The sequence below is a fragment of the Comamonadaceae bacterium OTU4NAUVB1 genome (genome assembly GCA_024372625.1).
GTDB lineage: Bacteria > Pseudomonadota > Gammaproteobacteria > Burkholderiales > Burkholderiaceae_C > Variovorax.
Map to the genome: position 1 here is coordinate 1,016,178 of CP099605.1, position 24,681 is coordinate 1,040,858.

Consider the following 24,681-nt stretch of genomic DNA (forward strand, 5'->3'; position numbering starts at 1 on the left):
CCAACCCATCCATTTCATCGCCACCGCCATGTCGACCGCTCCGTCCACCATCGAACCGATCAACGCCGTGTCGTCGATCGCCTTCGATCCGCATGCCGTTCCGGTGATCGGGATCGACGCCCACCTGCCTGCCGTTCCGGCATCGCGGCTGACCGTCGCGGCGTTGCGCGGACGTTTCGCGAATCCACCACATTGGGTGCCGGAACTGCGCAGGGAGCCAGCCATCGGCGATCGAACGCCGGCCCAGGCGGCGGTGCTCGTGCCCATCGTGCAGCGCGAGCAGCCGATGGTCCTGCTGACCGAGCGTGCGACCCGGATGTCGACGCACTCGGGACAGGTCGCGTTCCCGGGCGGCCGGGTCGATCCCGACGATGCGAACGTGGCCGCTGCGGCGTTGCGCGAGGCCTGGGAGGAGGTCGGCCTGTCGGCGGAGTTCGTCGAGGTGCTGGGCGCCTTGCCCACCTACACGACGGTCACGTCTTTCATCGTGACGCCGGTCATCGCCATCGTGCAGCCGGGCTTCGAGCTGCGCCTCAGTCCGAACGAAGTGGCCGATGCGTTCGAAGTGCCGCTCGCCTACCTGATGGATCCCGCCCACCACCGTCGTCACCGGGTGGCCGGCGAGGGGGTGGAAGCAAGGCAGTGGTTCTCGATGCCCTACCAGGATGGCGCAAGCGAGCGATACGTCTGGGGCGCCACCGCCGGGATGCTGCGCAACCTCTACCGGTTCCTGTCGGCCTGATCTTCCCTGCGCCCAGCGCCCGTCCGGGCCATGGAAGTGATCGCTATCATCGAATCATGAGCTTTTTCGCCATCCTGTGCGCCCTGCTGATCGAGCAGGCGCGGCCGCTCGCGTCACCCAACGCGGTCTATAGCGGCGTGCTGGCGTGGACCCGCTGGACCAGTCGGAACTTCGATGCCGGCAAGCCGAACCATGGATGGGTGGTCTGGGCGATCGCGGTGCTCATGCCGACGGCGCTGGTGCTGGGCGTCCACTGGCTGCTCGTCGCGACGCTGGGATTACCCTTCGCCGTGCTTTGGAGCATCGCGGTGCTCTACACGACCCTGGGCTTCCGGCAGTTCAGCCATCATTTCACCGGCATCCGGGACGCACTGGAAGACGGCGACGAACCCCTCGCCCGATCGCTGCTGGCCCACTGGCGACAGATCGGCGTCGCCAACCTGCCGCGCAGCGAGATCGTGCGGCACGTGATCGAGCACTCGGTGATCGCCGCGCACCGTCATGTCTTCGGTGTGCTCGCCTGGTTCTCGATCCTGGCCGCCCTGGGCCTCGGCCCGTCGGGGGCCGTGTTCTACCGGATGAGCGAATTCGTCTCGCGCTATTGGGCGCACAAGGACGGAGCGCCCCTTCAGCCGTCGAGCCGAGGTGTGCGGGACGTGGCGCAGAAGGCCTGGATGGCGACCGACTGGCTGCCGGCACGCATCACTGCGCTCGGCTTCGCCGTGGTCGGGAGCTTCGAGGATGCGATCGACTGCTGGCGCAACGACGCACGGCGCTTTCCCGAGCTCAACGACGGCGTGATCCTTGCGGCCACGTCCGGTGCCGTGAACGTCCGCCTGGGTGGAGGCATCCTTGCGTCCGGACCCTCGATCGATCAGCTGCCACGCGCGCAGGCAGGCGACACGGTGCCAGCGTTGTCGCCGACCCAGAGCGGCAGCACACCGGGCCGCGAGCCCGATCTGACCCATCTGCGCAGCGTGGTCGGGTTGGTCTGGCGGTCCGTCGTGATGTGGATGGTGCTGCTGGCGTTGCTGACGCTCGCGCGGCTGCTGGGCTGAGCGCACGACGGAGCGATCGCGCCGCGATCCTCGGGCGGCAGGCCCGATGCTGTGCCTAGTAGGTGCGTGCCTGGCTGAGTTCGGCGAACAACTCACCGTAGATGCGGTAGCGGGTGGCACTGATCGCGCCATCAGGATGGGCGGCTGTCTGGACGTTCGCGATGACGCCGCAGCCCGGTTCGTGCAGGTGCGTGCAGTTGTAGAACTTGCAGTCCCCCGCATGTTCGGCGAGGTCGGGCATCAGGTGCGCGAGCCGCATCGGCTCGATGTGGTGAAGGCCGAACTCCTGGAATCCGGGGGAGTCGATCAGGCCGGTGGTGCGTGCCTCGTCGACCCAGTACCACGTCGTGCTGGTGGTCGTGTGCTTGCCCGAGTTGAGTGCCTGGGAGATCTCGTTGGTCAATGCCCTGGCACCTGGAACGAGCAGGTTGATCAGGGTGCTCTTGCCCGCACCGGACGGTCCGAGCACCAGCGTCGTCCTGCCCTGGAGCAGCGTCGTGAGCGAAGCGCGATCGGGTTCGCTGGAAGCGGTCAGCGACAGTGGCAGCACGCCATGCTGCATGCGCCGATAAGGCGCGAGACGCGACCATGCGCGCTCGAAGGGCGTCACGAGATCGCGCTTGTTGAGCGCGATGACCGCATCGATCCCTTCGGCCCGGGCGGCGATGAGCGCACGCGCGAGCTGATGCTCGGAGAACTCCGGTTCGGCCGCGATCAGGATCAGCACCTGATCGAGGTTGGCCGCGAACGACTTGGTGCGGATCTCGTCCTGCCGGTAGAACAGGTTGCGGCGTGGCACCACCTGTTCGATGGTGCCTTCGTCCTCGCTCTTCTGCCAGCGCACCCGGTCGCCGACGACGGCCTGACTCTTCTTGCCGCGCGGGTGGCAGATCAGCCTTTCCCCCGTCGGCGTCTCCACCATGCAGTGGCGCCCATGGCCGGCGACGACGAGTCCCTCGTTCAACGTGGAGGCGGCGACTCCGGAGGCGCCGTGTCGCTTAGCCAACTCGATGTCTCCGGATCACGATGACGTGGCCGGGGCGAGCAAGGCATTGGTCTGCGAGGCGCATTCGAGGTCCGTGGTGGAGATGCCGGCGACGTCGTGGGTGCTGAAGCGCACCACGCAGCGGTCGTAATGCACCGAGAGGTCCGGATGATGGTCCTGCCGATGCGCGATCAAGGCCAGCGCATTCACGAAGGCGATGGTTTCGAAATAGTTGGCGAAACGAAACGTCTTCTCGATGGCGACGTCGGCGCCATCGCCCGAGAGACGCCAGCCATCGAGCCGGGTCAGGCCGCTGACGATCTCGGTGGCGCTCAGCGCGCGGCGTTGTTCGGTCTTCCAATCGCGCGGGATCAACATGCTGTGGGTCATGACGTGGTGTGCTTTCAGGCCGCAGCGGCCTGGATCCGGGCGAGGCGCTCGGAGGCGGGTGGATGCGAGTAGTAGAACTTGACGAAGACGGGGTCGGGAGTCAGCGTCGAGGCGTTGTCCTGATAGAGCTTGAGCAGCGCGGCCGAAAGATCGATGCCATTGGTCTGCGCGACGGCATAGGCATCGGCCTCAAACTCGTCGCGGCGTGACAGACGTGCCGAGAGGGGAGCGATGAAAAAGCCGAAGACCGGTGCCGCGGCCATGAACAAGAGGAGCGCCACCGCATCGTTGGGCGCGCCGAAATCGGGCTGGACGCCGAGCCCCGCGAAGAACCACGCACGGCCCGAGAGCCACCCCAGCAGCGCGAAGCCCGCGAAGCTCGTCGCGAACAGCATCACCATCCGCTTGACGATGTGACGGTGCTTGAAATGTCCGAGTTCGTGGGCCAGCACGGCTTCCACTTCACCCGGGGTCAGCTGACGCAGTAGGGTGTCGTAGAACACCACCCGCTTGCTGGCGCCGAAACCTGTGAAATAGGCGTTCGCATGGGCACTGCGACGGCTGCCGTCCATCACGAACAACCCCTTGGCGGCGAAACCGCAACGCTGCATGAGTGCCGTCACGCGGGCTTTGAGGCCGACGTCGTCGAGCGGAGCGAACTTGTTGAAGAGCGGGGCGATGAACGCGGGATAGATCAGCATCAGCAGCAGGTTGAAGGTCATCCACGTGCCCCATGCCCAGAGCCACCACGTCGACCCCGCAGTGCCCATGATCCAGAGGATGAGGGCGGCGATGGGAAGGCCCACGACCACCCCGACCGCCAAACCCTTGAGCGCATCGCCCAACCACATCCGCCACGTCATCTTGTTGAACCCGAAGCGCTGCTCAAGCCGGAAGGTCTGCCACAGCGTGAACGGGAGTTCGATCAGGCCGCCGATCGCGGCGAAGGCGGCCAGCAATGCCAGTTGCTGCAGCAGGCCGCCACCGAGCAGGTCGAGCAAAGTCTTGTTCAGCACGTCGAGGCCGCCCAGAAGCGTCCAGCCGAGCAGCATCGCGGCCGACCATGCCGTCTCGGCCAGACCGAAACGCGCTCTCGCCACCGTGTAATCGGCCGCCTTGCGGTGTGCCGCCAGGGTCATGGTGTCCTTGAAGGCCGCCGGGACGGCATCGCGATGCATCGCAACGTACCGGATCTGCCGCGATGCAAGCCAGAACTTCGTGACCAGACCGATCGTCAATGCGACCGCAAAAGCACAGGTGAGGATGAGCGAGTGGGACATGGCATCGAGTTTAGTCCGCCAGCCCCGGCGGACGAGGCCGGTCGGGGCATGGGCGACAATGAGCCGATGTCCGAAACCACCGACCTCACCCCGGCCGTGCCGACCCCCGTGCTCAAGAAGAGCGACCAGAACCTCGTCTGGCTCGATTGTGAAATGACCGGTCTCGACCCCGAGAAGGAGCGTCTGATCGAAATCGCCGTGGTCGTCACCGGTCCCGACCTGTCCCCCCGGATCGACGGGCCGGTCATTGCCATCCACCAAAGCGATGCCGTGCTGGATGCCATGGACAACTGGAACAAGGGCACCCACGGCAGGAGCGGCCTGATCGATAAGGTCAAGGCTTCGACCGTGGACGAGGCGACTGCGGAACAGCAGTTGCTCGACTTCATCGCGCGCTACATCCCCAAACAGGGATCGCCCATGTGCGGCAACACCATCGGCCAGGACCGGCGCTTCCTGGTGAAGTACATGCCACGGCTGGAGGCTTATTTCCACTATCGCAACCTCGACGTCAGTACCCTCAAGGAACTGGCCAAGCGTTGGAAGCCCGCTGCCTACGCAGCCTTCAAGAAGCAGCAGGCGCACACGGCGCTGGCCGACGTGCACGAATCCATCGAGGAACTCGCGCACTACAGGACGACATTTCTGCGGCTTGAGGATTAGGTAAAACCCCATGGATATGTCATAATCGAAGGCTACGCTGCAGATTGCGGCGTTTCTTGCATCTCCCTATCTTGCACACGTGCCCGACCAATCGGGCCGCAGTTGAAGCGATTGGCAGGACCTGTTCACGAAGGTCCCGCTGCTTCTCTGAATGTCGTTGGATGGTTGATGTCTTTCACCACCCGACGAAGCGTTGCCCACGGCCACGCTTGCGTATGAGATTGAATCATGACTGACGCTTATCAAGCGCAGGGCGACTTCGCGCCTGTGCAATCCGATGAATTCATCGCCCCGACCGACGTCGTCCGCGATCACGAATTCCTTGCCGACTCCTCATCCATGACCGATGTCCCGGCAGCCGCCGAAGAGGCCGTCGAGACGGCGCCCGCCGGCCCCAATGGTTTCGTTCTGCTGGGCTTGGCGCCTGAACTCGTCGCTGCTGTCGCCGACCTCGGCTACACCGAGCCGACCACCGTTCAGGACAAGGTCATTCCGCTGGCACTGACCCATTCCGACGAAGGCGAAGCGCGTCTGGTCGACCTCATGGTGTCGAGCCAGACCGGAAGCGGCAAGACCGCCGCATTCCTGCTGCCCGTGCTTCACACCCTGCTCAAGCAGGAAGCGGAAGCCGAAGCGGCCGCCAAAGCGGAATTCCAGCGGCTCTCGGCCGAAGCCGCCGAGCGTGGCGAAGTGCTTCCCAAGAAGGCCAAGCGCAAGGATCCGACCAATTCCCGCAACTTCAAGGCCGCCACGCCCGGGGCCCTGATCCTGTGCCCCACGCGCGAACTCGCCCAGCAGGTGGCACACGACGCGATCGACCTCGTGCGCCATTGCCGTGGCCTGCGTGTGGCCAGCGTGGTCGGCGGCATGCCCTACCAGTTGCAGATCGCCAAGCTGCAGAATGCCAATCTCGTGGTCGCCACGCCGGGTCGCCTGCTCGACCTGCAGCGCTCCATGCAGATCAAGCTCGATCAGGTGCAGTTCCTCGTTGTCGACGAAGCCGACCGGATGCTCGATCTGGGCTTCTCCGACGATCTGGCCGAAGTCAACCAGCTCACGATCGAGCGTCGGCAGACGATGATGTTCAGCGCCACTTTCGCGCCTCGAATCCAGCAACTCGCGACGCGCGTCATGCGCCAACCGCAAAAGGTGCAGATCGATTCGCCGCAGGAAAAGCACGCCAATATCAAGCAAGTGCTGTTCTGGGCCGACAACATCACGCACAAGCGCAAGCTGCTCGATCACTGGCTGCGTGACACATCGATCAACCAAGCGATCGTGTTCGCCAGCACTCAGGTGGAATGCGACGGTTTGGCCAACGACCTCCAGCAGGAGGGCTTCAGTGCCGTTGCGTTGCACGGCGCGCTGAGCCAAGGGCTCCGCAATCGCCGTCTGATGGCGTTGCGCCAGGGGCAGGTTCAGATACTGGTGGCGACCGACGTGGCCGCGCGTGGCATCGACGTGCCGACCATCACCCACGTCTTCAACTTCGGCTTGCCGATGAAGGCCGAGGACTACACGCACCGCATCGGGCGTACAGGTCGTGCAGGACGCGATGGCATCGCGGTGACGTTTGCCGAGTTCCGCGATCGCCGGAAGATCTTCGACATCGAAGGCTACAGCCGTCAACAGTTCAAGGCGGAAGTCATTCCAGGCCTGGAACCGCAGCAGCGCATCCAACAGTCGCGTCCTCAAGGCGACTTCGGTGGCCGTGGCCGTGACGTCAATCCACGTGATCGCAAGTTTGGTGGAGGCGGTGCAGGCGGTGCGCATCGCCCTGGGGCCGGTTTCGGCAATGCCGCCAGCAACTACGCCGGTGCGAGCGGCTTCAATGATCGCGGACCGCGCGGCGCATCGGTCTCACCCGCTGCACGGGGTCCCCGTGGAACGAATCAAGGCGCCGGCTTCGGGGGCCATCGGGAGCTCAACGAGCACGGCGGTCGCGGGCGGCCGGCGTTCAATGAAGGAACCGAATCGCGTGGACGTCCCGCTGGTCGCGGCAACGAAACCCAAGGACTTTCGCGCAATGCGTCGGTCGACAATGCCGGCTTTGGCGGCGGCAAGGTTTTCGTTCCGCGCGACTCGCAAAAGCGGGCTTTCAAGCCCACGCGCTGACGCTGAATCCTGACTTGAGGGTCTTTGGACCACTCGGGTAAATCGATCACAAGCCTGCACTGTCCAAACGGTGCAGGCTTTTTTTTTTGAATGAGGCCTGGAGTCCGGGAACAGTGACGTAAACAAAAAGGCCAGCCTCATGCCGGAAGCTTTCACGTGTCGTGCCTCACAACAATTCATCGACTGGCACGGTTTATGCAAATAGTAAGCACGAGGTCGATGCCGAGTCTGCTGAAACATTGTTAGCAGGGTCGTCTTTCAGGTCGTTAATGCGATTGGAGTCCAAACTGCCGAAGTCGTCCCTGAGTTGCAAAAAATCTTGAAAACCTTTTTCAAATTAAGAAAATTATGCGAGTTTGCTATTCTAATAACAAATAATTATTAATCTTAAGTAAGACGGCGCATCTAAGGTGAACACTCACATTGCGAATTCAGGTCTTTCATAAACTACTGTGAGAACTTAATAAATGTTCAGTTTTCAAGGGGTGGGAACTGACCCAATGGATGAAAGAATAATCCATGTCGCAGCAGAAACCTGCTGCCCCGGATTCGCAGTTATCGGCAATCCGCTCATCTGGTGAAAATTGCATGCGAATAGCTCTTCTTGACGACGACGAAGCCCAGATCAAGCAACTCATCGGCGCGTTGAAGGCACCGTTCCTGTCGATCGACGGTGAGACCATCTGCAGCACCTTTTCCAGCGGGGAGTCCCTGCGCCGTGCCTTGAGGACGGAAACGTTCGACGTGCTCGTGTTGGATTGGATGATGCCCGATCTCGATGGCTTCGATCTGTTGCATTGGTTGAGAACGGAGAGGAACGACAACACCCCTGTGATCATGCTGAGCGCGCGTGCCGCAGAACGCGACGTTGCCGCAGCGCTGACGTTGGGTGCTGACGATTACATCTTCAAGCCTTTTCGTCCCTTGGAAATGCGCGCCCGCATTTCACGTCTGTTCGAGCGGACGTTGAAAAGCAAGACAGGGCCCGGGTCGAGTTTCGGACGTTGGGATTTCGACAGCGCCACGAACATCGTCAAATACCGCAATGTGCTCGATGGAAAACTGGAGGAAGTTCGCCTTACCGAGAAAGAGTTTAAGTTTGCCTTGACCCTTTTCCGCAATCTTGATCGCCCCGTGTCACGAGGTCACTTGCTGGCAGCGGCCGGATACAGCACCGAATCGATCACACGTTCTCTGGATATCCACATCTACCGATTGCGGAACAAATTGCAACTCGAGGGGACACGGGATGTGCATCTGAGAACGGTCTATGGCCAGGGATACAGGTTGCAACGGAGCGCAGCCGCGCTGCTTGAGAGGAGTCTTTGAATCCGGCGGCGAACTCGGTGGCGGCGCTGCTCCAACAGGTCAAGGAACGCGGACTCGTCGCTCCGACTGCATTGAATGCACCGCTCGATCCATCTGTCTTTGCGTGACATTCCTGAGAACCATAAGAGAGCAGAAGAGCGAGTTGACATGGGTTATGAAAACTGGGACGCGGCACTTGTCATCAGGGCCAATGAGTTGTTGACCGAGGTACGGCGTTACCACGCGGATGCGGAGGCGACCCGATTGCAACTCTCCTCGTCAGCCGCATCCATTGCTCGAAAAGTGGATGAACTTCCCGTCCTGGTCCGGCAAGTGGTTGAAACGTGTTTCGAGCAGGACGCATCGAGTGCCGAGCGTGCCACCGTTGCCAAGCGTCTCGATCTGTCGACCCGAATGCTGGGCGAGCTGTCGACGAAATTGCATGGTTCCGGAATGGCTTTTCTGAGGCAGGCGCGTCGCGCATCGACAGTGATCTTTGTCTGTGCCGCCATCAGTTCCGCAGCGGTATGGTGGTCTTTGGACAAGGTCGCCAAGACCATGCATCTCTCCACCGAGATCAGCGACATGCGCAAGACGATCGATCACCTTCGTCAGGCAGAAATGCACGGTGCCGTCAGGACCTGCATCGATTCATCTTCCAGATCTCGACTCTGCGTTCGCATCGACGAGAAAGCGGGAAAGCAGAAGAATTCCTACTATTTCATCGATCGGTAGTGTCACGGAATCTTCATCCGCAGGAAATTGTCGTTGGATGGGAGTGAACTCTGACTGGTGCTGAAGTCTTGAAACCCTGTTCGTCCGCCAGAAGGTCAACTGCAGGTGAGCCACGGCTGATGCAATCAGCGTCGGATCAGCGTAATCGCAGGTTGGGTACACCCCCTTCATCAGGGTTCAAACACCTTCTTGTCGAACCGTCTCCTATTTGCGATGACCGATGGCGAATGCATCAGCCGGTCCTTGCAACACCGTGAATTGCACCGCTTTTTGCAGGTTTCAACGATCAGGAAGAAGCCCTGTCACTTCTCTGCCACGGGAATCGTCGTGGCAAGCGCGACCGGCACGGCCGTCACGCTGTTCTGGGGAGAGCCTTCGACCAGTCGGTCGGAGTAGGAAAGGTAGATCAGCGCATTGCGCTTGGTGTCGACCATTCGCACCACGCGCAAACGCTTGAACATGATGGAAAGTCGTTCACTGAAGACTTCCTCGCGCTTCTTCAGCGGACCCGTGAACAACAAGGGGCCGACCTGTCTGCAGGCGATCGAGGCTTCCGCCTTGTCTTCGGCGAACCCCAGGGCGCCGCTGACGCCTCCGGTCTTGGCGCGCGATACGTAGCAGGTCACCCCGTTCACCTTCGGATCGTCGTACGCCTCGACGACGATCTTGTGATCGGGGCCGATGAGCTTGAACACGGTGTCCACTTCTCCGACGGTTTCGGCCTTGGCGGACGCCGTGAGCACGGCGACCGCCATGAGGACGAAGGCGCGACAGGACCGTCGGAACGTGGAAGGGTCGGCTCGTCGCGAAGTGGAATTTTTCATGGATCGGAATTGCCCGTCGTCAGTGAATGTCGAACGCGTGAACGCGATCGAAGCTGCCGCGACGATGGTCTTCGAAGTAGAGACGAAGGGCTTCACGCACGGTGCGAAAGGCAATTTCCTCCCATGGAATCTCGTGTTCGGCGAAAAGGCCGACCTCCATGGTTTCGTGACCGGGGTCGAAGACGTCATCGAGCAGCGCCGCCCGATAGAACAGATGCACTTGGCCGACGTGGACGACGCTCATGACAGCGAAGAGCCCTTGCATCTCGTAATGCGCGCCGGCTTCTTCGTCGGTCTCGCGCGCTGCACCTTGAGCGGCGGTTTCGCGCAGTTCCATGAAACCGGCCGGCAGCGTCCACTTGCCTCGACGCGGCTCGATGTTGCGCTTGCAGAGCAGCACCCGGTCACCCAGCACGGGAATCGTGCCGACCACGTTGATGGGATTCTCGTAATGGATGGTGCCGCACGCCGGACACACCGCGCGTTCGCGTGTGTCGCCGTCGTCTGGCACGCGGTAGATCACGGCAACTCCGCAATTCCGGCAGTGCCGGATGTTCCGGCCCAGGGGGTGAATCGATCCCGCGACGCTCATGGGTCAGACGATCTCGAGCTTCAGCACCGGCAGCCCGCCGACGCTTCCTTCCAGTCTGTCGCCGGCCACCACCGCCGCGACGCCCTCCGGCGTGCCGGTGAAGATGAGGTCACCCGGCTGCAGGGCCCAGGCCTTGGAGAGATGCTCGATCGTCTCGGCGATGGTCCAGATCAACTTGGCCACGTTGCTCGACTGGCGCGCGGCGCCATTGACATGCAATGCGATGTCGGACTTCTCCACGTCGCCGGCCTGGGCGACCGGCACGATCGGACCGATCGGCGCGCTCTGGTCGAACCCCTTGGCGATGTCCCACGGCCGGCCTTGTTTCTTCATGTCGGCCTGCAGGTCACGGCGCGTCATGTCGAGGCCCACGGCGTAGCCGAAGATGTGTTGGTGCGCATCGGCCGCGGCGATGTCGCGGCCGCCCGTTCCGATGGCCGCCACCAGCTCGATCTCGTGATGGAGGTTCTGGGTCAGCGTGGGATAGTCGATGGTGCCGGTCTGGCCTTCCTCGACGACCACGATGGCGTCGGCGGGCTTCATGAAGAAGAAGGGCGCCTCGCGACCCGAGAATCCCATCTCCTTGGCATGATCCTCGTAGTTGCGGCCGACGCAATAGATGCGGCGCACCGGAAAACGGCCGGCTTGTCCGACCACGGGAATGGACACCACTTCGGGCATGGGAACGACGTACTCGGAAGCCATTGCTTTCATCCTTGTCCTGACGAGTTTCAAACCTGTTCGCAGCGAATTGTTCGCGCGTGCGGCAGTGTGCCAGAGTGAACTTCGAACCGTCCGCGCGAGGTCGGTCCGTGGAAGCCCGATGGAGGCCGGCGTGCGCTGCCGTTAAGCTCGCTGCGCATGATGAAGCTTCACAACTACTTCCGTTCGTCCGCTTCGTACCGGGTGCGCATCGCGCTCGGAATGAAGGGCCTGGCCTACGAGTACGTGCCCGTGCACCTGGTGCGCGGCGAACACCTGAAGGCACCGTTCGCCTCCATCTCGACGGACACCCTGCTGCCGCTGCTGGAGGTCGACGGCGCACAGGGCGCTGCGGCGCCGGAGCGTTTCTCGCAATCGATGGCGATCATCGAGTACCTCGACGAGACCCATCCCGAGCCACCGCTGCTCCCGTCGGATCCGGCCGGCCGTGCGCACGTCCGCGCCCTGGCGCAGATGATCGCTTGCGACATGCATCCCGTGAACAATCTGCGGGTCCTGAAATACCTGGTGCGTGAGCTGAAGCTCGACGATGCCGCGAAGACGACGTGGTATCGCCATTGGGTGCGAGAGGGCCTGCAGGCGTTCGAGCGCCAACTGGCGTTGCGATCGCCCGGACGCCACTGCTACGGCAACGCTTTCACGCTGGCCGACTGCTGTCTGGTGCCGCAGATCTTCAACGCACAACGCTTCGACTGCGATCTCAGCGAACTGCCACGCACGATGGCCGCCTACGAGGCGGCGATGGAGATCGAAGCCGTGCAGCAGGCGCATCCCGCGCGGTGTCCCGACGCGGAAGCCTGATGGCGACAAGGCAGCCGCCCGCGGACTGGATCGTGCCCGCATGGCCCGCCCCACGTGGCGTTCGCGCACTGTGCACCACACGCGCCGGTGGCGTGTCGCTGCCGCCCTACGACCGCTTCAATCTGGGCGTTCACGTGGGTGACGTGCAGGCGGACGTCACCCTCAACCGCGCGAAGCTGCGCGACGTCCTGGGCGTGCGTCCGGTGTTCCTGGACCAGGTTCACGGGGTGGAGGCGATCCTGCTCGACGAGGCCACGCCGGACGGCACGCGTGCGGACGCCTGCATCGCCACGCGGCCAGACATCGCCTGCACGGTCATGGTCGCGGACTGCCTGCCCGTGCTTTTCGCCAGCGGATGCGGCACGCACGTGGCAGCGGCTCACGCGGGATGGCGAGGGCTGGCCGCCGGCGTGCTCGAACGCACGCTGGCAGGAATGACGACGAACGATGGCCTGCGTCCGATCGCCTGGCTGGGTCCGTGCATCGGGCCGCGCGCGTTCGAGGTCGGAGACGAGGTGAGGGCGGCTTTCGAATCGCAGGATGCCGCGTCGGCGGACTGCTTCCGCTCCACGGGTGCGACGGGCAAGTGGTGGGCGGACCTTCCCATGCTCGCCAGGCGGCGCCTGCGATCGGCGGGCGTCCGCAGCATCCATGGCAACGACGGCGACGACGCCTGGTGCACGGTGCGCAACCCGTCACGGTTCTTTTCGCACCGGCGCGACCGGGTCACCGGGCGCTTCGCCGCCTGCGTCTGGATCGAGGCCTGAACGACCGCGTTCGGGCCCGCCTGCGGTGCGAGCCGCTTCCTGCTGCGCCTGCTCGCGTTCCCTGATGCGCTTGCGACGTGCCGGCGCATTCAGCAGGTACACGACCAACGCGACCGGCGCCACGCCATAGAGCAGAAACGTGAAGATCGCGCCGATGACGGTGCCGGCCGTGTGGGTGCCTTCGGCCACGGCCATCATGAGGGCCACGTAGAGCCAGGCGATCACGACGATGTGCATGGGAGGGGTGTACCGAAAGGATCGCTGGTTTGGGGGATGTCGCGTTGTGGGCGACTTGCGAATGCAGGATACTTTCTTCCGACAAGAACGGATTTCGATGAGGATTCAGGAGACATCATGAAACAACAGGCGACCGCCACCGACGCGTTCGGGCCTTTTCAACAAGCGCTGGCACGTGGATGGCAGCAGGCCATGGAATCGTTCCAGTCGATCGGCACGCCGGGCCCCTCGGGCGCGGGGCCCACGGGGAATTCCGGGAACGGTGCGGAGATGCGCTCCGCGCTGCCGAAATTTTCTCTGGCGCCCGAGAAGATGCAGGAAATCCAGCGCCAGTACATCGCCGAGGCGACCGACCTCTGGCGCCAGGGGCTGAGCGCCAAGCCGGTCGGCGACCGACGGTTTTCCGCCGAGGCGTGGTCCGGCAATCCGCTTTCTGCATTCACGGCGGCGGTCTATCTGCTCAATGCCCGCACGTTGATGGGCATGGCCGATGCCGTCGACGCCGATGCGAAGACGCGCGCCCGGCTGCGCTTCGCGGTCGAGCAGTGGCTCGCAGCCACGTCGCCGAGCAATTCGCTGGCCTTCAACGCCGACGCCCAGAAGAAGGCCCTGGAGACGCAGGGCCAGAGCATCGCCCAGGGAATGCAGAACCTGCTGCACGACCTCCAGCAGGGCCAGCTCAGCATGACCGACGAGAGTGCATTCGAAGTGGGACGCAACGTCGCCACCAGCGAAGGCGCCGTGGTGTTCGAGAACGAGATCTTCCAACTGCTGGAATACAAGCCGCTCACGGCCAAGGTCTACGAGCGACCGTTCCTGCTGGTGCCGCCTTGCATCAACAAGTTCTACATCCTCGACCTGCAGCCCGAGAACTCGCTGATCCGCTATGCCGTCGAGCAGGGTCACCGGGTCTTCGTGGTGAGCTGGCGCAACCCGGACGAGTCGATGCGCGACCGCACCTGGGACGACTACATCGAGGATGCCGCGATCAAGGCCATCCACGTGGTGCAGGACATCGCCACGCACGGCAACAAGGACGACCAGATCAACGCGCTGGGCTTCTGCGTGGGCGGCACGATCCTGAGCACGGCACTCGCGGTGCTGGCCTCGCGCGGCGAGAAGCCGGTGGCCTCCCTGACGCTGCTGACCACGCTGCTGGACTTCACCGACACCGGCGTGCTGGACATCTTCATCGACGAGCAGATGGTGAAATACCGCGAGATGCAGATGGGGCAGGGCGGCATGCTAGCCGGCAAGGAACTGGGCTCGACCTTCAGTTTCCTGCGGCCCAACGACCTGGTCTGGAACTACGTCGTGGGCAACTACCTCAAGGGCGAGAAGCCGCCCGCGTTCGACCTGCTCTACTGGAACGGCGACGCCACCAACCTGCCGGGGCCGTTCTACGCCTGGTACCTGCGCAACACGTACCTGGAGAACAAGCTCGTCGAGCCCGGCGCGTTGACGGTGTGCGGCGAACCGGTCGACCTGGGCCGCATCGACGTGCCCACCTACATCTACGGGTCGCGCGAGGACCACATCGTGCCCGTCGGTGGTGCCTACGCGTCGACCCAGGTTCTGAACGGCAAGAAGCGGTTCGTGATGGGTGCCTCGGGCCACATCGCCGGCGTGATCAATCCGCCGGCCCAGAACAAGCGCAGCCACTGGATTCGCGACGACGCACGGTTTCCCGCCACCTCCGCCGAATGGCTCGAGGGCGCCAGCGAACGGCGCGGCAGCTGGTGGACGGACTGGTCGCAGTGGCTCAAGACGCACGCCGGCAAACAGATTCCCGCACCCAGGAACTACGGCAGGGACCGCGCCTACAAGGCGAGCGAACCTGCTCCGGGCCGCTACGTCAAGGCTCGCGCCTGACGATCGAGCGCGCACGGCACATTCGAAGAATCATCAAACTGGAAAAGAACGGAGAGCATTCATGGAAGACATCGTCATCGTTTCAGCCGCACGCACGGCCGTGGGCAAGTTCGGCGGCTCGCTCGCGGGCATTCCCGCGACCGAACTTGGCGCCTTGGTCATCAAGGAAGTGCTCGCGCGCGCACGACTGGGCAACGACCAGATCGGCGAGGTGATCATGGGTCAGGTGCTGGCCGCCGGCGCGGGCCAGAATCCGGCGCGTCAGGCGCTCCTGAAGAGCGGAATCGGCAAGGAGACGCCGGCCTTGACCATCAATGCCGTGTGCGGTTCGGGTCTGAAGGCGGTGATGCTGGCGGCCCAGGCCGTGGCCACTGGCGACAGCGAGATCGTCGTGGCGGGCGGGCAGGAGAACATGAGCCTGTCGCCCCACGTGCTTCCCAATTCGCGCAACGGCCAGCGCATGGGCGACTGGAAGATGGTCGACACCATGATCGTCGACGGCCTGTGGGACGTCTACAACCAGTACCACATGGGCATCACGGCGGAGAACGTCGCCAAGGAATACGACATCAGCCGCGCGATGCAGGACGAATTGGCCCTGGGCAGCCAGACCAAGGCCGCCGCCGCCCAGGATGCGGGCAGGTTCAACGACGAGATCGTCAGCGTGAACATTCCGCAGAAGAAAGGCGATCCCGTCGTCTTCGCGAAGGACGAATTCATCAATCGCAAGACCAATGCCGAAGGCCTCGCCGGCCTGCGTCCGGCCTTCGACAAGGCGGGCGGCGTCACGGCCGGCAACGCTTCGGGACTGAACGACGGTGCCGCCGCCGTGGTCGTCATGACCGCGAAGAAGGCGGCGGCGCTGGGGCTCACGCCACTGGGCCGCATCGCCAGCTACGCCACCGCCGGTCTGGACCCGAAGGTCATGGGCATGGGGCCGGTGCCGGCATCGCAGAAGGCATTGCAGCGCGCCGGCTGGAAGGCCGCCGACCTCGATCTGCTGGAGATCAACGAAGCCTTCGCGGCCCAGGCTTGCGCGGTGAACCGCGAGATGGGCTGGGACACCAGCAAGGTGAACGTGAATGGCGGGGCCATCGCCATCGGCCATCCGATCGGTGCATCGGGCTGTCGCATCCTGGTGACGCTGCTGCACGAGATGCAGCGTCGCGATGCCAAGAAGGGCATCGCCTCGCTGTGCATCGGCGGCGGCATGGGCGTGGCGCTCACCATCGAGCGCTGAGTCGGTTTCCGGCGTGGCGCCCCGCGCCGACGCCGGCGCCTTCGTCGCAACCTTTTTTCCCATGTGTCCCGCATGCCCCGCATGCCCCGGGCACGCCAATTTCGGTCATCGCTCAGTGTTTTCCTGCACCTGTGGGAGTGAGAACTTTGGGTACAGTGACCTTGTCTCCCGAGAGACAAGTACAAATCAAGGAATCGTCATGAGCAAAAAAGTCGCCTACGTCACCGGTGGTATGGGTGGGATCGGAACCGCCATCTGCCAGCGCCTGCACAAGGACGGATTCACCGTCATCGCCGGTTGTGGCCCCACCCGCGACTTCGCCAAATGGCTGGCCGAACAGCGCGAACTTGGATTCGAGTTCCACGCGTCGGTCGGCAATGTCGGTGATTGGGCGTCCACGGTCGAAGCCTTCAATCAGTCCAAGTCCGAGCACGGCAGCATCGACGTGCTGGTCAACAACGCGGGCATCACGCGCGACCGCATGTTCCTCAAGATGTCGCCGGAGGACTGGAGCGCGGTGATCGAGACCAACCTCAACAGCATGTTCAACGTCACCAAGCAGGTGGTGGGCGACATGGTGGAAAAGGGATGGGGCCGGATCATCAACATCAGCTCGGTCAACGGCGCCAAGGGCCAGGCCGGGCAGACCAACTATTCGGCGGCGAAGGCCGGCATGCACGGCTTCACGATGGCCCTGGCGCAGGAACTCGCCGCCAAGGGCGTGACCGTCAACACCGTGAGCCCGGGCTATATCGGCACCGACATGGTCAAGGCCATCCGCCAGGAAGTGCTCGACAAGATCGTGGCGACCATTCCGGTCAAACGCCTGGGCGAACCCAGCGAGATCGCATCGATCATCTCTTGGCTGGCGACCGACGAGGGCGGCTATTCCACCGGTGCGGATTTCTCCGTCAACGGCGGCCTGCACATGCACTGAGGGGCCACGGGCGTCACGCGCGATGCGCGCAGGCCCGCCATCCGGATCGAAAACCCGCTGCGGCGGGTTTTTTCGTTTTCTGGCGGGAGCAGCGGTGCGAGGGCGCTAAAGTGGTCCTGCGGCGACAGGTTTCGACCGTCCGGTCCGGCCCGTCCTCCCATCGATTCCGCGCGGTCTGCGCACCCTTCTTGCCATTGGACGAGGATGCCCCACAGCGTTTCCCTGATCAACACCATCGCCGCCGGCCTCGGGCTGGCGCTCATCCTGGGTTTCTTCGCCGTGCGGCTGCGCCTGCCGGCGCTGGTCGGCTACCTGGTCGCGGGCGTGATCCTCGGTCCGTTCACGCCCGGGTTCGTCGCCGACACGGAGATCGCGGCGCAACTCGCCGAGATCGGCGTGATGCTGTTGATGTTCGGTGTCGGCCTGCATTTCTCGCTGGACGACCTGATGGCGGTGCGCAAGATCGCCGTGCCGGGCGCGCTGGTGCAGATCGGCGTGGCGACGCTGCTGGGCGGGGCACTGGCGATGTGGTGGGGCTGGCACCTGGGCGCCGCGCTGGTCTTCGGCCTCGCGCTGTCGGTGGCCAGCACGGTGGTGCTGCTGCGCGCGCTGGAGAGTCTCGGGCTGCTGGACAGCTACATCGGGCGCATCGCCGTCGGCTGGCTGATCGTGGAGGATCTGGCGATGGTGATGGTGCTGGTGCTCCTGCCGCCGCTCGCCGGGGTCCTGGGCGGGCGTGACCATGGCGGCGACGCCGCAGCGATCTGGCAGACGCTGGGCCTCACGCTGCTGCAGGTCGGCGGCTTCATCGTGCTGATGCTGGTGGTCGGGCGCCGCGTGTTTCCGTGGATCCTGTGGCAGGTGACGCGCACCGGTTCACGCGAACTGTTCACGCTGTGCGTGGTGGCCGCCGCGGTGAGCATCGCCTTCGCGTCCGCGGCGCTCTTCGGCGTCTCCTTCGCGCTGGGTGCCTTCTTTGCCGGCATGGTGATGCGCGAATCGGAATTCAGCCATCGCGCGGCGGAGGAGTCGCTGCCCCTGCGAGACGCCTTCGCGGTGCTGTTCTTCGTCTCGGTGGGCATGCTGTTCAATCCTGCGGTGCTGATCGAGCGGCCCTTGCAGGTGCTGGCGGTGGTCCTGGTGATCATCGTGGGCAAATCGATCGCGGCCGGTGTCCTGGTTCTGGCGTTCCGCTATCCACTGCGTACCGCGCTCACCGTCAGCGCCAGCCTGGCCCAGATCGGTGAGTTCTCGTTCATCCTGATCGCGCTGGGCATGTCGCTGGGGCTTCTGCCGGACGAGGCGCAGAGCCTGGTGCTTGCCGGCGCGCTCATCTCCATCGCCACCAACCCGTTGTGGTTCAGTTTGATCGCGCCTCTGCAGGCCTGGTTGCACCAGAGCTTCGCCTTCGCCCGTGCGCTCGAACTGCGTGACGATCCGCTGGCCGAACTTCCGCTGTCGACGGAGGCGCGCTACCTGTCGCGACAGGTGGTGCTGGTCGGCTACGGGCGGGTCGGGCGGCGCATCGCCGCCGAGATGAAGGCCCACGAGATTCCCTTCGTGGTGGCCGAGCAGAATCGCGAGATGGTGGAGAAGCTGCGCGCCGAGGGCATCGCGGCGGTCTGGGGCGATGCCGCCGAGCCCACCGTTCTCGTCCAGGCGCACATCGCCAAGGCGAGGGTCCTGGTCATCGCGACGCCCGACACCCTGCACGTGCAGCAAATGATCGAGACGGCACGACTGCTCAACCCGGGCATCTTGACCGTGATCCGCAGCCACAACGAGGAGGAGGCGGGGCTGCTGGCCAAGGACATCTCCGTGACGGTCTTCCTGGGCGAGCACGAACTGGCGCAGTCGATGGCGCGGCGGGTCCTGCAGCACGCCGGGTCCTGATCGCCCCGGTACCACGCCGCCGACGATGCGGCGCGGTCCTCAGAGGTCCTCGATCACCAGCATCCGGTAGCGTTGCGCGATCGAATAAGGCACGGTGCGGACGACCTCCATGACGCGTTCGGCATCTTCCTCGTCCTCGGTCCTCACCATCAGACCGGTGTGTCCCTCGCGAGCGAGCTTGGTGTAGGCCCTGACCACGGCACCTTCGGTCCCTGCGGAAGGCAGGGGATTGTCGGCGTCGCTCGTGGTGGGCGTGATCTGCGACAACACGATCTCCGGAGGAACGAGGTACACCGCATCGGTGGGAACGCCGTTCTCTTCGAGCGTGCGTCCCACCGTCCGGGCATCGTCCGCTTCCGGAAACATGATGAAGGAGTGTCCGGTGGGGTAGAAAGCGCCGCCAATGGCGGCGGTCATGCTCGGATCGAGTGTGAAGTTCTGCATGCGGTCTCCTCGCGATGGATTGAGCGGAACAGGCACCGCGCCGTCCGGATGTGAGCGGGAAGCCTAAGGCTTCGGCGATGCGGGACTGTAGGAAAACCATGGAACTTGGTCGACGCCGGGATCACGACCGCGTCCCACGACCAATTTGTAAGGAATATAATGAAAGTTGTATCAAAACGTGAATTCCTGCGCTGGTGAGCGAAGTGCGCGGTCCTTAGGATTCGAGCATTCTGAAATCCAAAGTTTTAATTTATGTCGCACTTGCGGAACATTGCACTCACCGTGCACGAACTCGAAGACGGCGAGTACTACTGGGTTCTGATGGAAGGCGCGGAGTACGCCATCGAGGACATCCTCCCTTATCTGCCGATCGAATCGTCGAGCGATCCGTACGGCAGCTATGCGAACGCGCTGGTGGCGGGGATGGCGGCCATGCGGCGGATGTTCGGTTCGGGTGGACCGCGGGAGTGAACGTGGCGGGCGATTAACATGTCGCCCGGGGCCGCGAAAGCGCGCGCAGCACGCCTTCGCATCCGATCCGGCCGCCATCGAGGGCGACGGAGCCGCCGCCCCGCTTCATTCCAAGCCGCAGACGCGGGCCCGGGCGGGCTGCGTTCCATCCGGTCCGCAACGATGCGCGGACATCCTGGCGGTTTGAGATTCCTTCAACCGCACTTTCGATTTCGTTCATGACGTTCAGCGTCTTTCTCGTCGAAGACAACCTTTCCGTTCGCGATGGCCTCCTCGGCATGCTGGAGGAGGTCGGCGATGCCACCGTCGTGGGCGTGGCGCCGACCCAGGACGAGGCCACCCGGTGGCTGCTCGAACACGCACAGGCGTGGCAGCTGGTGATCGTCGACCTGTTCCTGTCCGAAGGCTCCGGCATGGAGGTCGTGAAGGTGTGCGCGCCGCGACAGGCACACCAGCGGGTCGTGGTGTTGACGAACTACGTCGAGGCGTCCGCGTCGCGCGCGCTCGCCCAAGGTGCCGACGCGGTGTTCGACAAGACCACGCAGCTCGAGGAGTTCCTCGCCTATGTGCAGTTGTGCGGTGCGCAACACCGCGAGCGGGCACGGGCATGAGTCCGGACGTGCCCGTGACTGGAAGCCTGGCGGCCAAGGTGCTTTCGGTGGCGCCGATGCTCGACTGGACCGATCGGCACTGCCGCCATTTCCATCGGCTGCTGTCGCGCCGTGCGTTGCTCTACACCGAGATGGTGACCACCGGCGCGCTGCGCCATGGCGACGTCGAACGCCATCTGCGCTTCGGCACCGACGAACATCCGGTGGCCCTGCAGCTGGGCGGCAGCGAGCCCGCCGACCTCGCCCATTGCGCGGAGCTGGGCGAGCGATGGGGCTACGACGAGATCAATCTCAACTGCGGGTGCCCGAGCGAGCGCGTCCAGCGAGGCGCCTTCGGCGCGTGCCTGATGGCCGAGCCGGCGCTGGTGGCCGATGGGGTCAAGGCCATGGTGGACCGCGTCGACGTCCCCGTGACGGTCAAGCACCGCATCGGCATCGACCGTCAGGAGAGCTACGACTTCGTGCGCGACTTCGTGGGCACCGTGAGCGAGGCCGGATGCGGAAGCTTCGTCGTGCACGCGCGCAATGCCTGGCTCAAGGGACTGTCGCCGAAGCAGAACCGCGAGATTCCGCCCTTGCGACACGACCTGGTGCACCGCCTCAAGCACGACTTCCCCCACCTGCGCATCGCGCTCAACGGCGGCATCGTCGCGGACACCCAGGTCCACGAGCACCTGCGGCTGCTCGACGGCGTGATGGTCGGCCGGGAGGCCTACCACAACCCCTGGTGGCTGGCCGGCTGGGATGCGACGTTCTTCGGCGACGCCGCGCTCGAGCGCACGCGCGAGGACATCGAGGCCCTGATGTGCGACTACATGGCGCGCGAGGCCGCCGAGCACGGCACGCCCTGGTCGAACATCGCGCGCCACATGCTCGGCCTGCGCAACGGGCTGCCGGGCGCGCGCCGCTGGCGCCAGGTCTGGAGCGACCACCGCCTGAAGGGGCTGGCGCCGCATGCCGTGATGGCGCTGGCGCACGCGCCGGCCGAGCACGCCGTCGCCTAGGCCCGCCTCACGCCGCTGCTTCCAGGCCGTTGCCGAAGTGCTCGCGCATGCGCCTCGTCGCCGCGTCGGCATCGCGTGCCAGCAAGGCGGCCATGAGCACGCGATGCTCGGCGAGCGACTCGTCGAGGCGGCCGGTCTTGAGCAGCGAGCCGTAGCGGTTGAGCTTCATCACCTTGCGCAGGTCCATGACCATCTGCGTGCGCCAGCGGTTGTCGGCGATCTCGAGCAATCGCATGTGGAAACGTTCGTTGACCGAGAAGAAGTGGTTGCGATCGACCTGACCCGGCGCCACCGCCGATTCGAGCTGCGTGTGCAGCGCCTGCAGTTCGTCGAGCTGGGCCTGCGTGGCGCCACTGGCCACGGCGCCGGCCGCGTCGCTCTCGAGCAGTGCCAGCAGGTGGTAGACATCGGCCAGGTCCCGGCGCGACACCTCGGTCACGTAGGCGCCTCGGCGCACCTTCATGGTCACCAGGCCTTCCGCCGCGAGCACCTTCAGCGCCTCGCGCAGCGGCGTGCGGCTGATGCCGTAGGCCTCGGCGAGCTTCATCTCGTCGATCCAGTCGCCAGGGGCGAGTTCGTGGCTGAAGATGCGCTGGCGCACCCGCTCGGCCACTTCCTGGTAGAGCGCGCGGGGCGTAAGTGTGGCGGCTGGCATGGCGGCGAATGTACCGCAGAAGATGAATTGAATTAATAATTACAGAAGCGTTAAACTGCGGCGCCGATGCTTCGCGAACCGGGGTGTCGGCGCCTTTTTCGACGCGCATCACCGCGACACCGCGGGCATGCCCGGTCCACCTCCACGAACCCGCCGCTGGCGCCACGAGCATGCCCGAACCGACCTTCAAGACCGCCGACCTCGCTGCCTGGACGCGCGCCGCCGCCAAGTCCGCGCCGGGAGGCGACCTGGAAGCGCTGACCTGGACCACGCCCGACGGCATCAAGGTCAAGCCGCTCTACACCGCCGCCGACCTGCAGGGCCTGCAATACACCGACACGCTGCCGGGCTTCGAGCCCTATCTGCGCGGCCCCCAGGCCACCATGTACGCGGTGCGTCCGTGGACCATCCGGCAGTACGCGGGCTTCTCGACGGCGGAGGAATCCAACGCCTTCTACCGCAAGGCGCTGGCCGCCGGCGGGCAGGGCGTCTCGGTCGCCTTCGACCTGGCGACGCACCGCGGCTACGACAGCGACCACCCGCGCGTGACCGGCGACGTCGGCAAGGCCGGCGTGGCGATCGACTCGGTGGAGGACATGAAGATCCTGTTCGACCGGATCCCACTGGACAAGGTGAGCGTGTCGATGACCATGAACGGCGCCGTGCTGCCGGTGCTGGCCGGCTACGTGGTCGCCGCCGAGGAGCAGGGCGTGGCGCAGGACCAGCTGAGCGGAACCATCCAGAACGACATCCTCAAGGAGTTCATGGTCCGCAACACATACATCTTCCCGCCCGCGCCGAGCATGCGGATCATCGGCGACATCATCGAGTACACGGCGCACCGGATGCCCAAGTTCAACTCGATCAGCATCAGCGGCTACCACATGCAGGAAGCCGGCGCCAACCAGGCGCTGGAGCTGGCCTTCACGCTGGCCGACGGCAAGGAGTACGTGAAGACGGCCCTGGCCAAGGGGCTCGACGTGGACGTGTTCGCGGGGCGCCTGAGCTTCTTCTGGGCCATCGGCATGAACTTCTACCTGGAGGTGGCCAAGATGCGCGCGGCCCGGCTCCTGTGGTGCCGGATCATGAAGGAGTTCGAGCCGAAGAACCCCAAGAGCCTGATGCTGCGCACGCACTGCCAGACCTCGGGCTGGTCGCTCACCGAGCAGGACCCCTACAACAACGTCGTGCGCACCACCATCGAGGCGATGGCGGCGGTCTTCGGCGGCACGCAGAGCCTGCACACCAACGCGCTCGACGAGGCCATCGCGCTGCCCACCGAGTTCTCGGCGCGCATCGCGCGCAACACCCAGCTCATCATCCAGGAGGAGACGCACATCACGAGCGTGATCGACCCCTGGGCCGGCAGCTACATGATGGAGAAGCTCACGCAGGACATGGCCGATGCCGCCTGGACACTGATCGAGGAGGTCGAGGCGATGGGCGGGATGACGCGCGCGGTCGACAGCGGCTGGGCCAAGCTGAAGATCGAGGCGGCGGCGGCCGACAAGCAGGCGCGCATCGACTCGGGCCGCGACGTGATCGTCGGCGTCAACAAGTACAAGCTCAAGACCGAGGACGCGATCGACAGCCTCTCCATCGACAACGTGCGCGTTCGCGATGGCCAGATCGCCAAGCTCCAGGCGATCCGCGCGACGCGCGACGGCGCCGCCGTGCAGGCCGCCCTCGACGCGCTGACCGCCGCCGCCGAGAGCGGCGAGGGCAACCTGCTGGCGCTCTCCATCGACGCCGTGCGCCTGCGCGCGACGGTCGGCGAGATCAGCGACGCGCTGGAGAAGGTCTACGGACGCCACCGCGCCGACACGCAGAAGGTGACCGGCGTGTATGCCGCGGCCTACGACTCGGCCGAGGGCTGGGAGGCGCTGCAGCACGAGATCGCCGCCTTCGCCGAGGAACAGGGCCGCCGCCCGCGCGTGATGATCTCCAAGCTCGGCCAGGACGGCCACGACCGCGGCGCCAAGGTGGTGGCCACGGCCTTCGCCGACCTGGGCTTCGACGTCGACATGGGGCCGCTGTTCCAGACCCCCGAGGAGTGCGCGCGCCAGGCGATCGAGAACGACGTGCACGCCGTGGGCGTCTCCACGCTCGCGGCCGGCCACAAGACGCTGGTGCCGGCGATCATCGCGGAGCTGAAGAAGCAGGGCGCCGACGACATCATCGTCTTCGTGGGCGGCGTGATCCCGCGCGGCGACTACGAGATGCTCTACGAGGCCGGCGTGAAGGGCATCTACGGCCCCGGCACGCCGATCCCGGCGAGCGCCAAGGACGTGCTCGAGCAGATCCGCGCGGCGGTGGCGGCCTGACGGGCCATCG

The 24,681-nt window shown here is 64.6% G+C and carries 25 protein-coding genes; 16 read left to right on the forward strand and 9 right to left on the reverse strand.

The genetic code is table 11. From position 1 onward, the window contains the following. The first annotated feature begins 28 nt into the window (after positions 1-28). Both NF681_08125 and NF681_08130 read left to right on the forward strand, forming a co-directional pair. Entirely contained in the window at positions 29-742 is a 714-nt protein-coding gene (locus NF681_08125; GenBank protein ID UST55130.1) for a CoA pyrophosphatase, read from the forward strand. Between the two features lie 56 nt (positions 743-798). Continuing rightward, on the forward strand, positions 799-1,800 hold the full coding sequence (locus tag NF681_08130; protein ID UST55131.1) for a CobD/CbiB family protein: 1,002 nt from the start codon (positions 799-801) through the stop codon (positions 1,798-1,800). Positions 1,801-1,855: 55 nt separating this feature from the next. Here NF681_08130 and rsgA read toward each other — a convergent pair whose 3' ends face one another. The 3 genes from rsgA to NF681_08145 all read right to left on the reverse strand — a co-directional run bounded on the left by rsgA (position 1,856) and on the right by NF681_08145 (position 4,455). Then, complete coding sequence (gene rsgA, locus NF681_08135) at positions 1,856-2,722, reverse strand: ribosome small subunit-dependent GTPase A (protein UST55713.1); 867 nt, start codon at positions 2,720-2,722, stop codon at positions 1,856-1,858. Between the two features lie 99 nt (positions 2,723-2,821). Further along, the gene (locus NF681_08140) at positions 2,822-3,175 is read right to left on the reverse strand and encodes a 4a-hydroxytetrahydrobiopterin dehydratase (protein ID UST55132.1); all 354 of its coding nucleotides are present in this window, start codon (positions 3,173-3,175) and stop codon (positions 2,822-2,824) included. 14 nt (positions 3,176-3,189) lie between these two features. Then, positions 3,190-4,455 (reverse strand): M48 family metallopeptidase, encoded by a 1,266-nt coding sequence (locus tag NF681_08145; GenBank protein UST55133.1) that lies wholly within the window; start codon positions 4,453-4,455, stop codon positions 3,190-3,192. A 66-nt stretch (positions 4,456-4,521) separates the two neighbouring features. Here NF681_08145 and orn point away from each other — a divergent pair, with 66 nt between their 5' ends. The 4 genes from orn to NF681_08165 all read left to right on the forward strand — a co-directional run bounded on the left by orn (position 4,522) and on the right by NF681_08165 (position 9,276). Beyond that, positions 4,522-5,118: an oligoribonuclease gene (orn, locus tag NF681_08150; protein ID UST55134.1), complete on the forward strand. Its 597-nt coding sequence runs from the start codon at positions 4,522-4,524 to the stop codon at positions 5,116-5,118. A 228-nt stretch (positions 5,119-5,346) separates the two neighbouring features. Beyond that, positions 5,347-7,233, forward strand: coding sequence for a DEAD/DEAH box helicase (locus NF681_08155; protein ID UST55135.1), 1,887 nt, complete (start codon positions 5,347-5,349; stop codon positions 7,231-7,233). Between the two features lie 519 nt (positions 7,234-7,752). After that, the gene (locus tag NF681_08160; protein ID UST55136.1) at positions 7,753-8,562 is read left to right on the forward strand and encodes a response regulator transcription factor; all 810 of its coding nucleotides are present in this window, start codon (positions 7,753-7,755) and stop codon (positions 8,560-8,562) included. Positions 8,563-8,637: 75 nt separating this feature from the next. After that, the gene (locus tag NF681_08165) at positions 8,638-9,276 is read left to right on the forward strand and encodes a hypothetical protein (protein ID UST55137.1); all 639 of its coding nucleotides are present in this window, start codon (positions 8,638-8,640) and stop codon (positions 9,274-9,276) included. Positions 9,277-9,578: 302 nt separating this feature from the next. Here the strand turns inward: NF681_08165 and NF681_08170 are convergent, their stop codons facing one another. The 3 genes from NF681_08170 to NF681_08180 all read right to left on the reverse strand — a co-directional run bounded on the left by NF681_08170 (position 9,579) and on the right by NF681_08180 (position 11,397). Beyond that, positions 9,579-10,031 carry a CreA family protein gene (locus tag NF681_08170; protein UST55138.1) on the reverse strand — a complete coding sequence of 151 codons (453 nt, stop codon included), beginning with the start codon at positions 10,029-10,031 and terminating at the stop codon, positions 9,579-9,581. 88 nt (positions 10,032-10,119) lie between these two features. Then, the gene (locus NF681_08175) at positions 10,120-10,692 is read right to left on the reverse strand and encodes an NUDIX hydrolase (protein ID UST55139.1); all 573 of its coding nucleotides are present in this window, start codon (positions 10,690-10,692) and stop codon (positions 10,120-10,122) included. A 3-nt stretch (positions 10,693-10,695) separates the two neighbouring features. Further along, positions 10,696-11,397, reverse strand: coding sequence for a fumarylacetoacetate hydrolase family protein (locus NF681_08180; GenBank protein UST55140.1), 702 nt, complete (start codon positions 11,395-11,397; stop codon positions 10,696-10,698). 159 nt (positions 11,398-11,556) lie between these two features. Here NF681_08180 and maiA point away from each other — a divergent pair, with 159 nt between their 5' ends. Both maiA and pgeF read left to right on the forward strand, forming a co-directional pair. After that, on the forward strand, positions 11,557-12,216 hold the full coding sequence (maiA, locus tag NF681_08185; GenBank protein UST55714.1) for a maleylacetoacetate isomerase: 660 nt from the start codon (positions 11,557-11,559) through the stop codon (positions 12,214-12,216). After that, on the forward strand, positions 12,216-12,983 hold the full coding sequence (pgeF, locus tag NF681_08190; protein UST55141.1) for a peptidoglycan editing factor PgeF: 768 nt from the start codon (positions 12,216-12,218) through the stop codon (positions 12,981-12,983). Before maiA ends, pgeF begins: the two co-directional genes overlap by 1 nt. Here pgeF and NF681_08195 read toward each other — a convergent pair. Continuing rightward, positions 12,912-13,220 (reverse strand): hypothetical protein, encoded by a 309-nt coding sequence (locus NF681_08195; GenBank protein UST55142.1) that lies wholly within the window; start codon positions 13,218-13,220, stop codon positions 12,912-12,914. The genes pgeF and NF681_08195 overlap by 72 nt on opposite strands. Positions 13,221-13,337: 117 nt before the next feature. Between NF681_08195 and phaC the strand changes: the two genes are divergently transcribed. The 4 genes from phaC to NF681_08215 all read left to right on the forward strand — a co-directional run bounded on the left by phaC (position 13,338) and on the right by NF681_08215 (position 19,162). Then, on the forward strand, positions 13,338-15,092 hold the full coding sequence (gene phaC, locus NF681_08200; GenBank protein UST55143.1) for a class I poly(R)-hydroxyalkanoic acid synthase: 1,755 nt from the start codon (positions 13,338-13,340) through the stop codon (positions 15,090-15,092). A gap of 61 nt (positions 15,093-15,153) precedes the next feature. After that, a complete protein-coding gene (locus tag NF681_08205; GenBank protein UST55144.1) occupies positions 15,154-16,332 on the forward strand; it encodes an acetyl-CoA C-acetyltransferase in 1,179 nt (392 codons plus the stop codon). A gap of 199 nt (positions 16,333-16,531) precedes the next feature. Beyond that, positions 16,532-17,269 carry an acetoacetyl-CoA reductase gene (phbB, locus tag NF681_08210; protein ID UST55145.1) on the forward strand — a complete coding sequence of 246 codons (738 nt, stop codon included), beginning with the start codon at positions 16,532-16,534 and terminating at the stop codon, positions 17,267-17,269. Between the two features lie 204 nt (positions 17,270-17,473). Further along, on the forward strand, positions 17,474-19,162 hold the full coding sequence (locus tag NF681_08215) for a Kef family K(+) transporter (protein ID UST55146.1): 1,689 nt from the start codon (positions 17,474-17,476) through the stop codon (positions 19,160-19,162). A gap of 39 nt (positions 19,163-19,201) precedes the next feature. Here NF681_08215 and NF681_08220 read toward each other — a convergent pair whose 3' ends face one another. Further along, a complete protein-coding gene (locus tag NF681_08220; GenBank protein ID UST55147.1) occupies positions 19,202-19,606 on the reverse strand; it encodes a hypothetical protein in 405 nt (134 codons plus the stop codon). A gap of 282 nt (positions 19,607-19,888) precedes the next feature. On the opposite strand from NF681_08220, the gene NF681_08225 reads away from it, so the two are divergent. From NF681_08225 to dusA, 3 genes are all read left to right on the forward strand, one after another. After that, positions 19,889-20,077 carry a hypothetical protein gene (locus NF681_08225; protein UST55148.1) on the forward strand — a complete coding sequence of 63 codons (189 nt, stop codon included), beginning with the start codon at positions 19,889-19,891 and terminating at the stop codon, positions 20,075-20,077. A 218-nt stretch (positions 20,078-20,295) separates the two neighbouring features. Then, positions 20,296-20,688: a response regulator transcription factor gene (locus tag NF681_08230; GenBank protein UST55149.1), complete on the forward strand. Its 393-nt coding sequence runs from the start codon at positions 20,296-20,298 to the stop codon at positions 20,686-20,688. Then, positions 20,685-21,692 (forward strand): tRNA dihydrouridine(20/20a) synthase DusA, encoded by a 1,008-nt coding sequence (gene dusA / locus NF681_08235; GenBank protein UST55150.1) that lies wholly within the window; start codon positions 20,685-20,687, stop codon positions 21,690-21,692. The genes NF681_08230 and dusA overlap by 4 nt, the downstream gene beginning before the upstream one ends. Before the next feature lie 7 nt (positions 21,693-21,699). Here the strand turns inward: dusA and NF681_08240 are convergent, their stop codons facing one another. Then, a complete protein-coding gene (locus NF681_08240; GenBank protein UST55151.1) occupies positions 21,700-22,347 on the reverse strand; it encodes a GntR family transcriptional regulator in 648 nt (215 codons plus the stop codon). 170 nt (positions 22,348-22,517) lie between these two features. On the opposite strand from NF681_08240, the gene scpA reads away from it, so the two are divergent. Beyond that, on the forward strand, positions 22,518-24,671 hold the full coding sequence (gene scpA, locus NF681_08245; protein ID UST55152.1) for a methylmalonyl-CoA mutase: 2,154 nt from the start codon (positions 22,518-22,520) through the stop codon (positions 24,669-24,671). Positions 24,672-24,681 lie beyond the last annotated feature (10 nt).

Excerpts from the sequence above, each read along its gene's own strand:
- NF681_08220 (UST55147.1), bottom strand. The coding sequence starts at position 19,606 with ATGCAGAACTTCACACTCGATCCGAGCATGACCGCCGCCATTGGCGGC.
- NF681_08160 (UST55136.1), top strand. The coding sequence starts at position 7,753 with ATGTCGCAGCAGAAACCTGCTGCCCCGGATTCGCAGTTATCGGCAATC.
- NF681_08145 (UST55133.1), bottom strand. The coding sequence starts at position 4,455 with ATGTCCCACTCGCTCATCCTCACCTGTGCTTTTGCGGTCGCATTGACG.
- NF681_08170 (UST55138.1), bottom strand. The coding sequence starts at position 10,031 with ATGGCGGTCGCCGTGCTCACGGCGTCCGCCAAGGCCGAAACCGTCGGA.
- dusA (UST55150.1), top strand. The coding sequence starts at position 20,685 with ATGAGTCCGGACGTGCCCGTGACTGGAAGCCTGGCGGCCAAGGTGCTT.
- orn (UST55134.1), top strand. The coding sequence starts at position 4,522 with ATGTCCGAAACCACCGACCTCACCCCGGCCGTGCCGACCCCCGTGCTC.
- NF681_08205 (UST55144.1), top strand. The coding sequence starts at position 15,154 with ATGGAAGACATCGTCATCGTTTCAGCCGCACGCACGGCCGTGGGCAAG.
- scpA (UST55152.1), top strand. The coding sequence starts at position 22,518 with ATGCCCGAACCGACCTTCAAGACCGCCGACCTCGCTGCCTGGACGCGC.
- NF681_08240 (UST55151.1), bottom strand. The coding sequence starts at position 22,347 with ATGCCAGCCGCCACACTTACGCCCCGCGCGCTCTACCAGGAAGTGGCC.
- NF681_08155 (UST55135.1), top strand. The coding sequence starts at position 5,347 with ATGACTGACGCTTATCAAGCGCAGGGCGACTTCGCGCCTGTGCAATCC.
- NF681_08230 (UST55149.1), top strand. The coding sequence starts at position 20,296 with ATGACGTTCAGCGTCTTTCTCGTCGAAGACAACCTTTCCGTTCGCGAT.
- pgeF (UST55141.1), top strand. The coding sequence starts at position 12,216 with ATGGCGACAAGGCAGCCGCCCGCGGACTGGATCGTGCCCGCATGGCCC.
- NF681_08165 (UST55137.1), top strand. The coding sequence starts at position 8,638 with ATGCACCGCTCGATCCATCTGTCTTTGCGTGACATTCCTGAGAACCAT.
- NF681_08215 (UST55146.1), top strand. The coding sequence starts at position 17,474 with ATGCCCCACAGCGTTTCCCTGATCAACACCATCGCCGCCGGCCTCGGG.
- rsgA (UST55713.1), bottom strand. The coding sequence starts at position 2,722 with ATGGTGGAGACGCCGACGGGGGAAAGGCTGATCTGCCACCCGCGCGGC.
- phbB (UST55145.1), top strand. The coding sequence starts at position 16,532 with ATGAGCAAAAAAGTCGCCTACGTCACCGGTGGTATGGGTGGGATCGGA.
- NF681_08180 (UST55140.1), bottom strand. The coding sequence starts at position 11,397 with ATGGCTTCCGAGTACGTCGTTCCCATGCCCGAAGTGGTGTCCATTCCC.
- NF681_08195 (UST55142.1), bottom strand. The coding sequence starts at position 13,220 with ATGCACATCGTCGTGATCGCCTGGCTCTACGTGGCCCTCATGATGGCC.
- NF681_08175 (UST55139.1), bottom strand. The coding sequence starts at position 10,692 with ATGAGCGTCGCGGGATCGATTCACCCCCTGGGCCGGAACATCCGGCAC.
- phaC (UST55143.1), top strand. The coding sequence starts at position 13,338 with ATGAAACAACAGGCGACCGCCACCGACGCGTTCGGGCCTTTTCAACAA.
- NF681_08140 (UST55132.1), bottom strand. The coding sequence starts at position 3,175 with ATGACCCACAGCATGTTGATCCCGCGCGATTGGAAGACCGAACAACGC.
- maiA (UST55714.1), top strand. The coding sequence starts at position 11,557 with ATGAAGCTTCACAACTACTTCCGTTCGTCCGCTTCGTACCGGGTGCGC.
- NF681_08130 (UST55131.1), top strand. The coding sequence starts at position 799 with ATGAGCTTTTTCGCCATCCTGTGCGCCCTGCTGATCGAGCAGGCGCGG.
- NF681_08125 (UST55130.1), top strand. The coding sequence starts at position 29 with ATGTCGACCGCTCCGTCCACCATCGAACCGATCAACGCCGTGTCGTCG.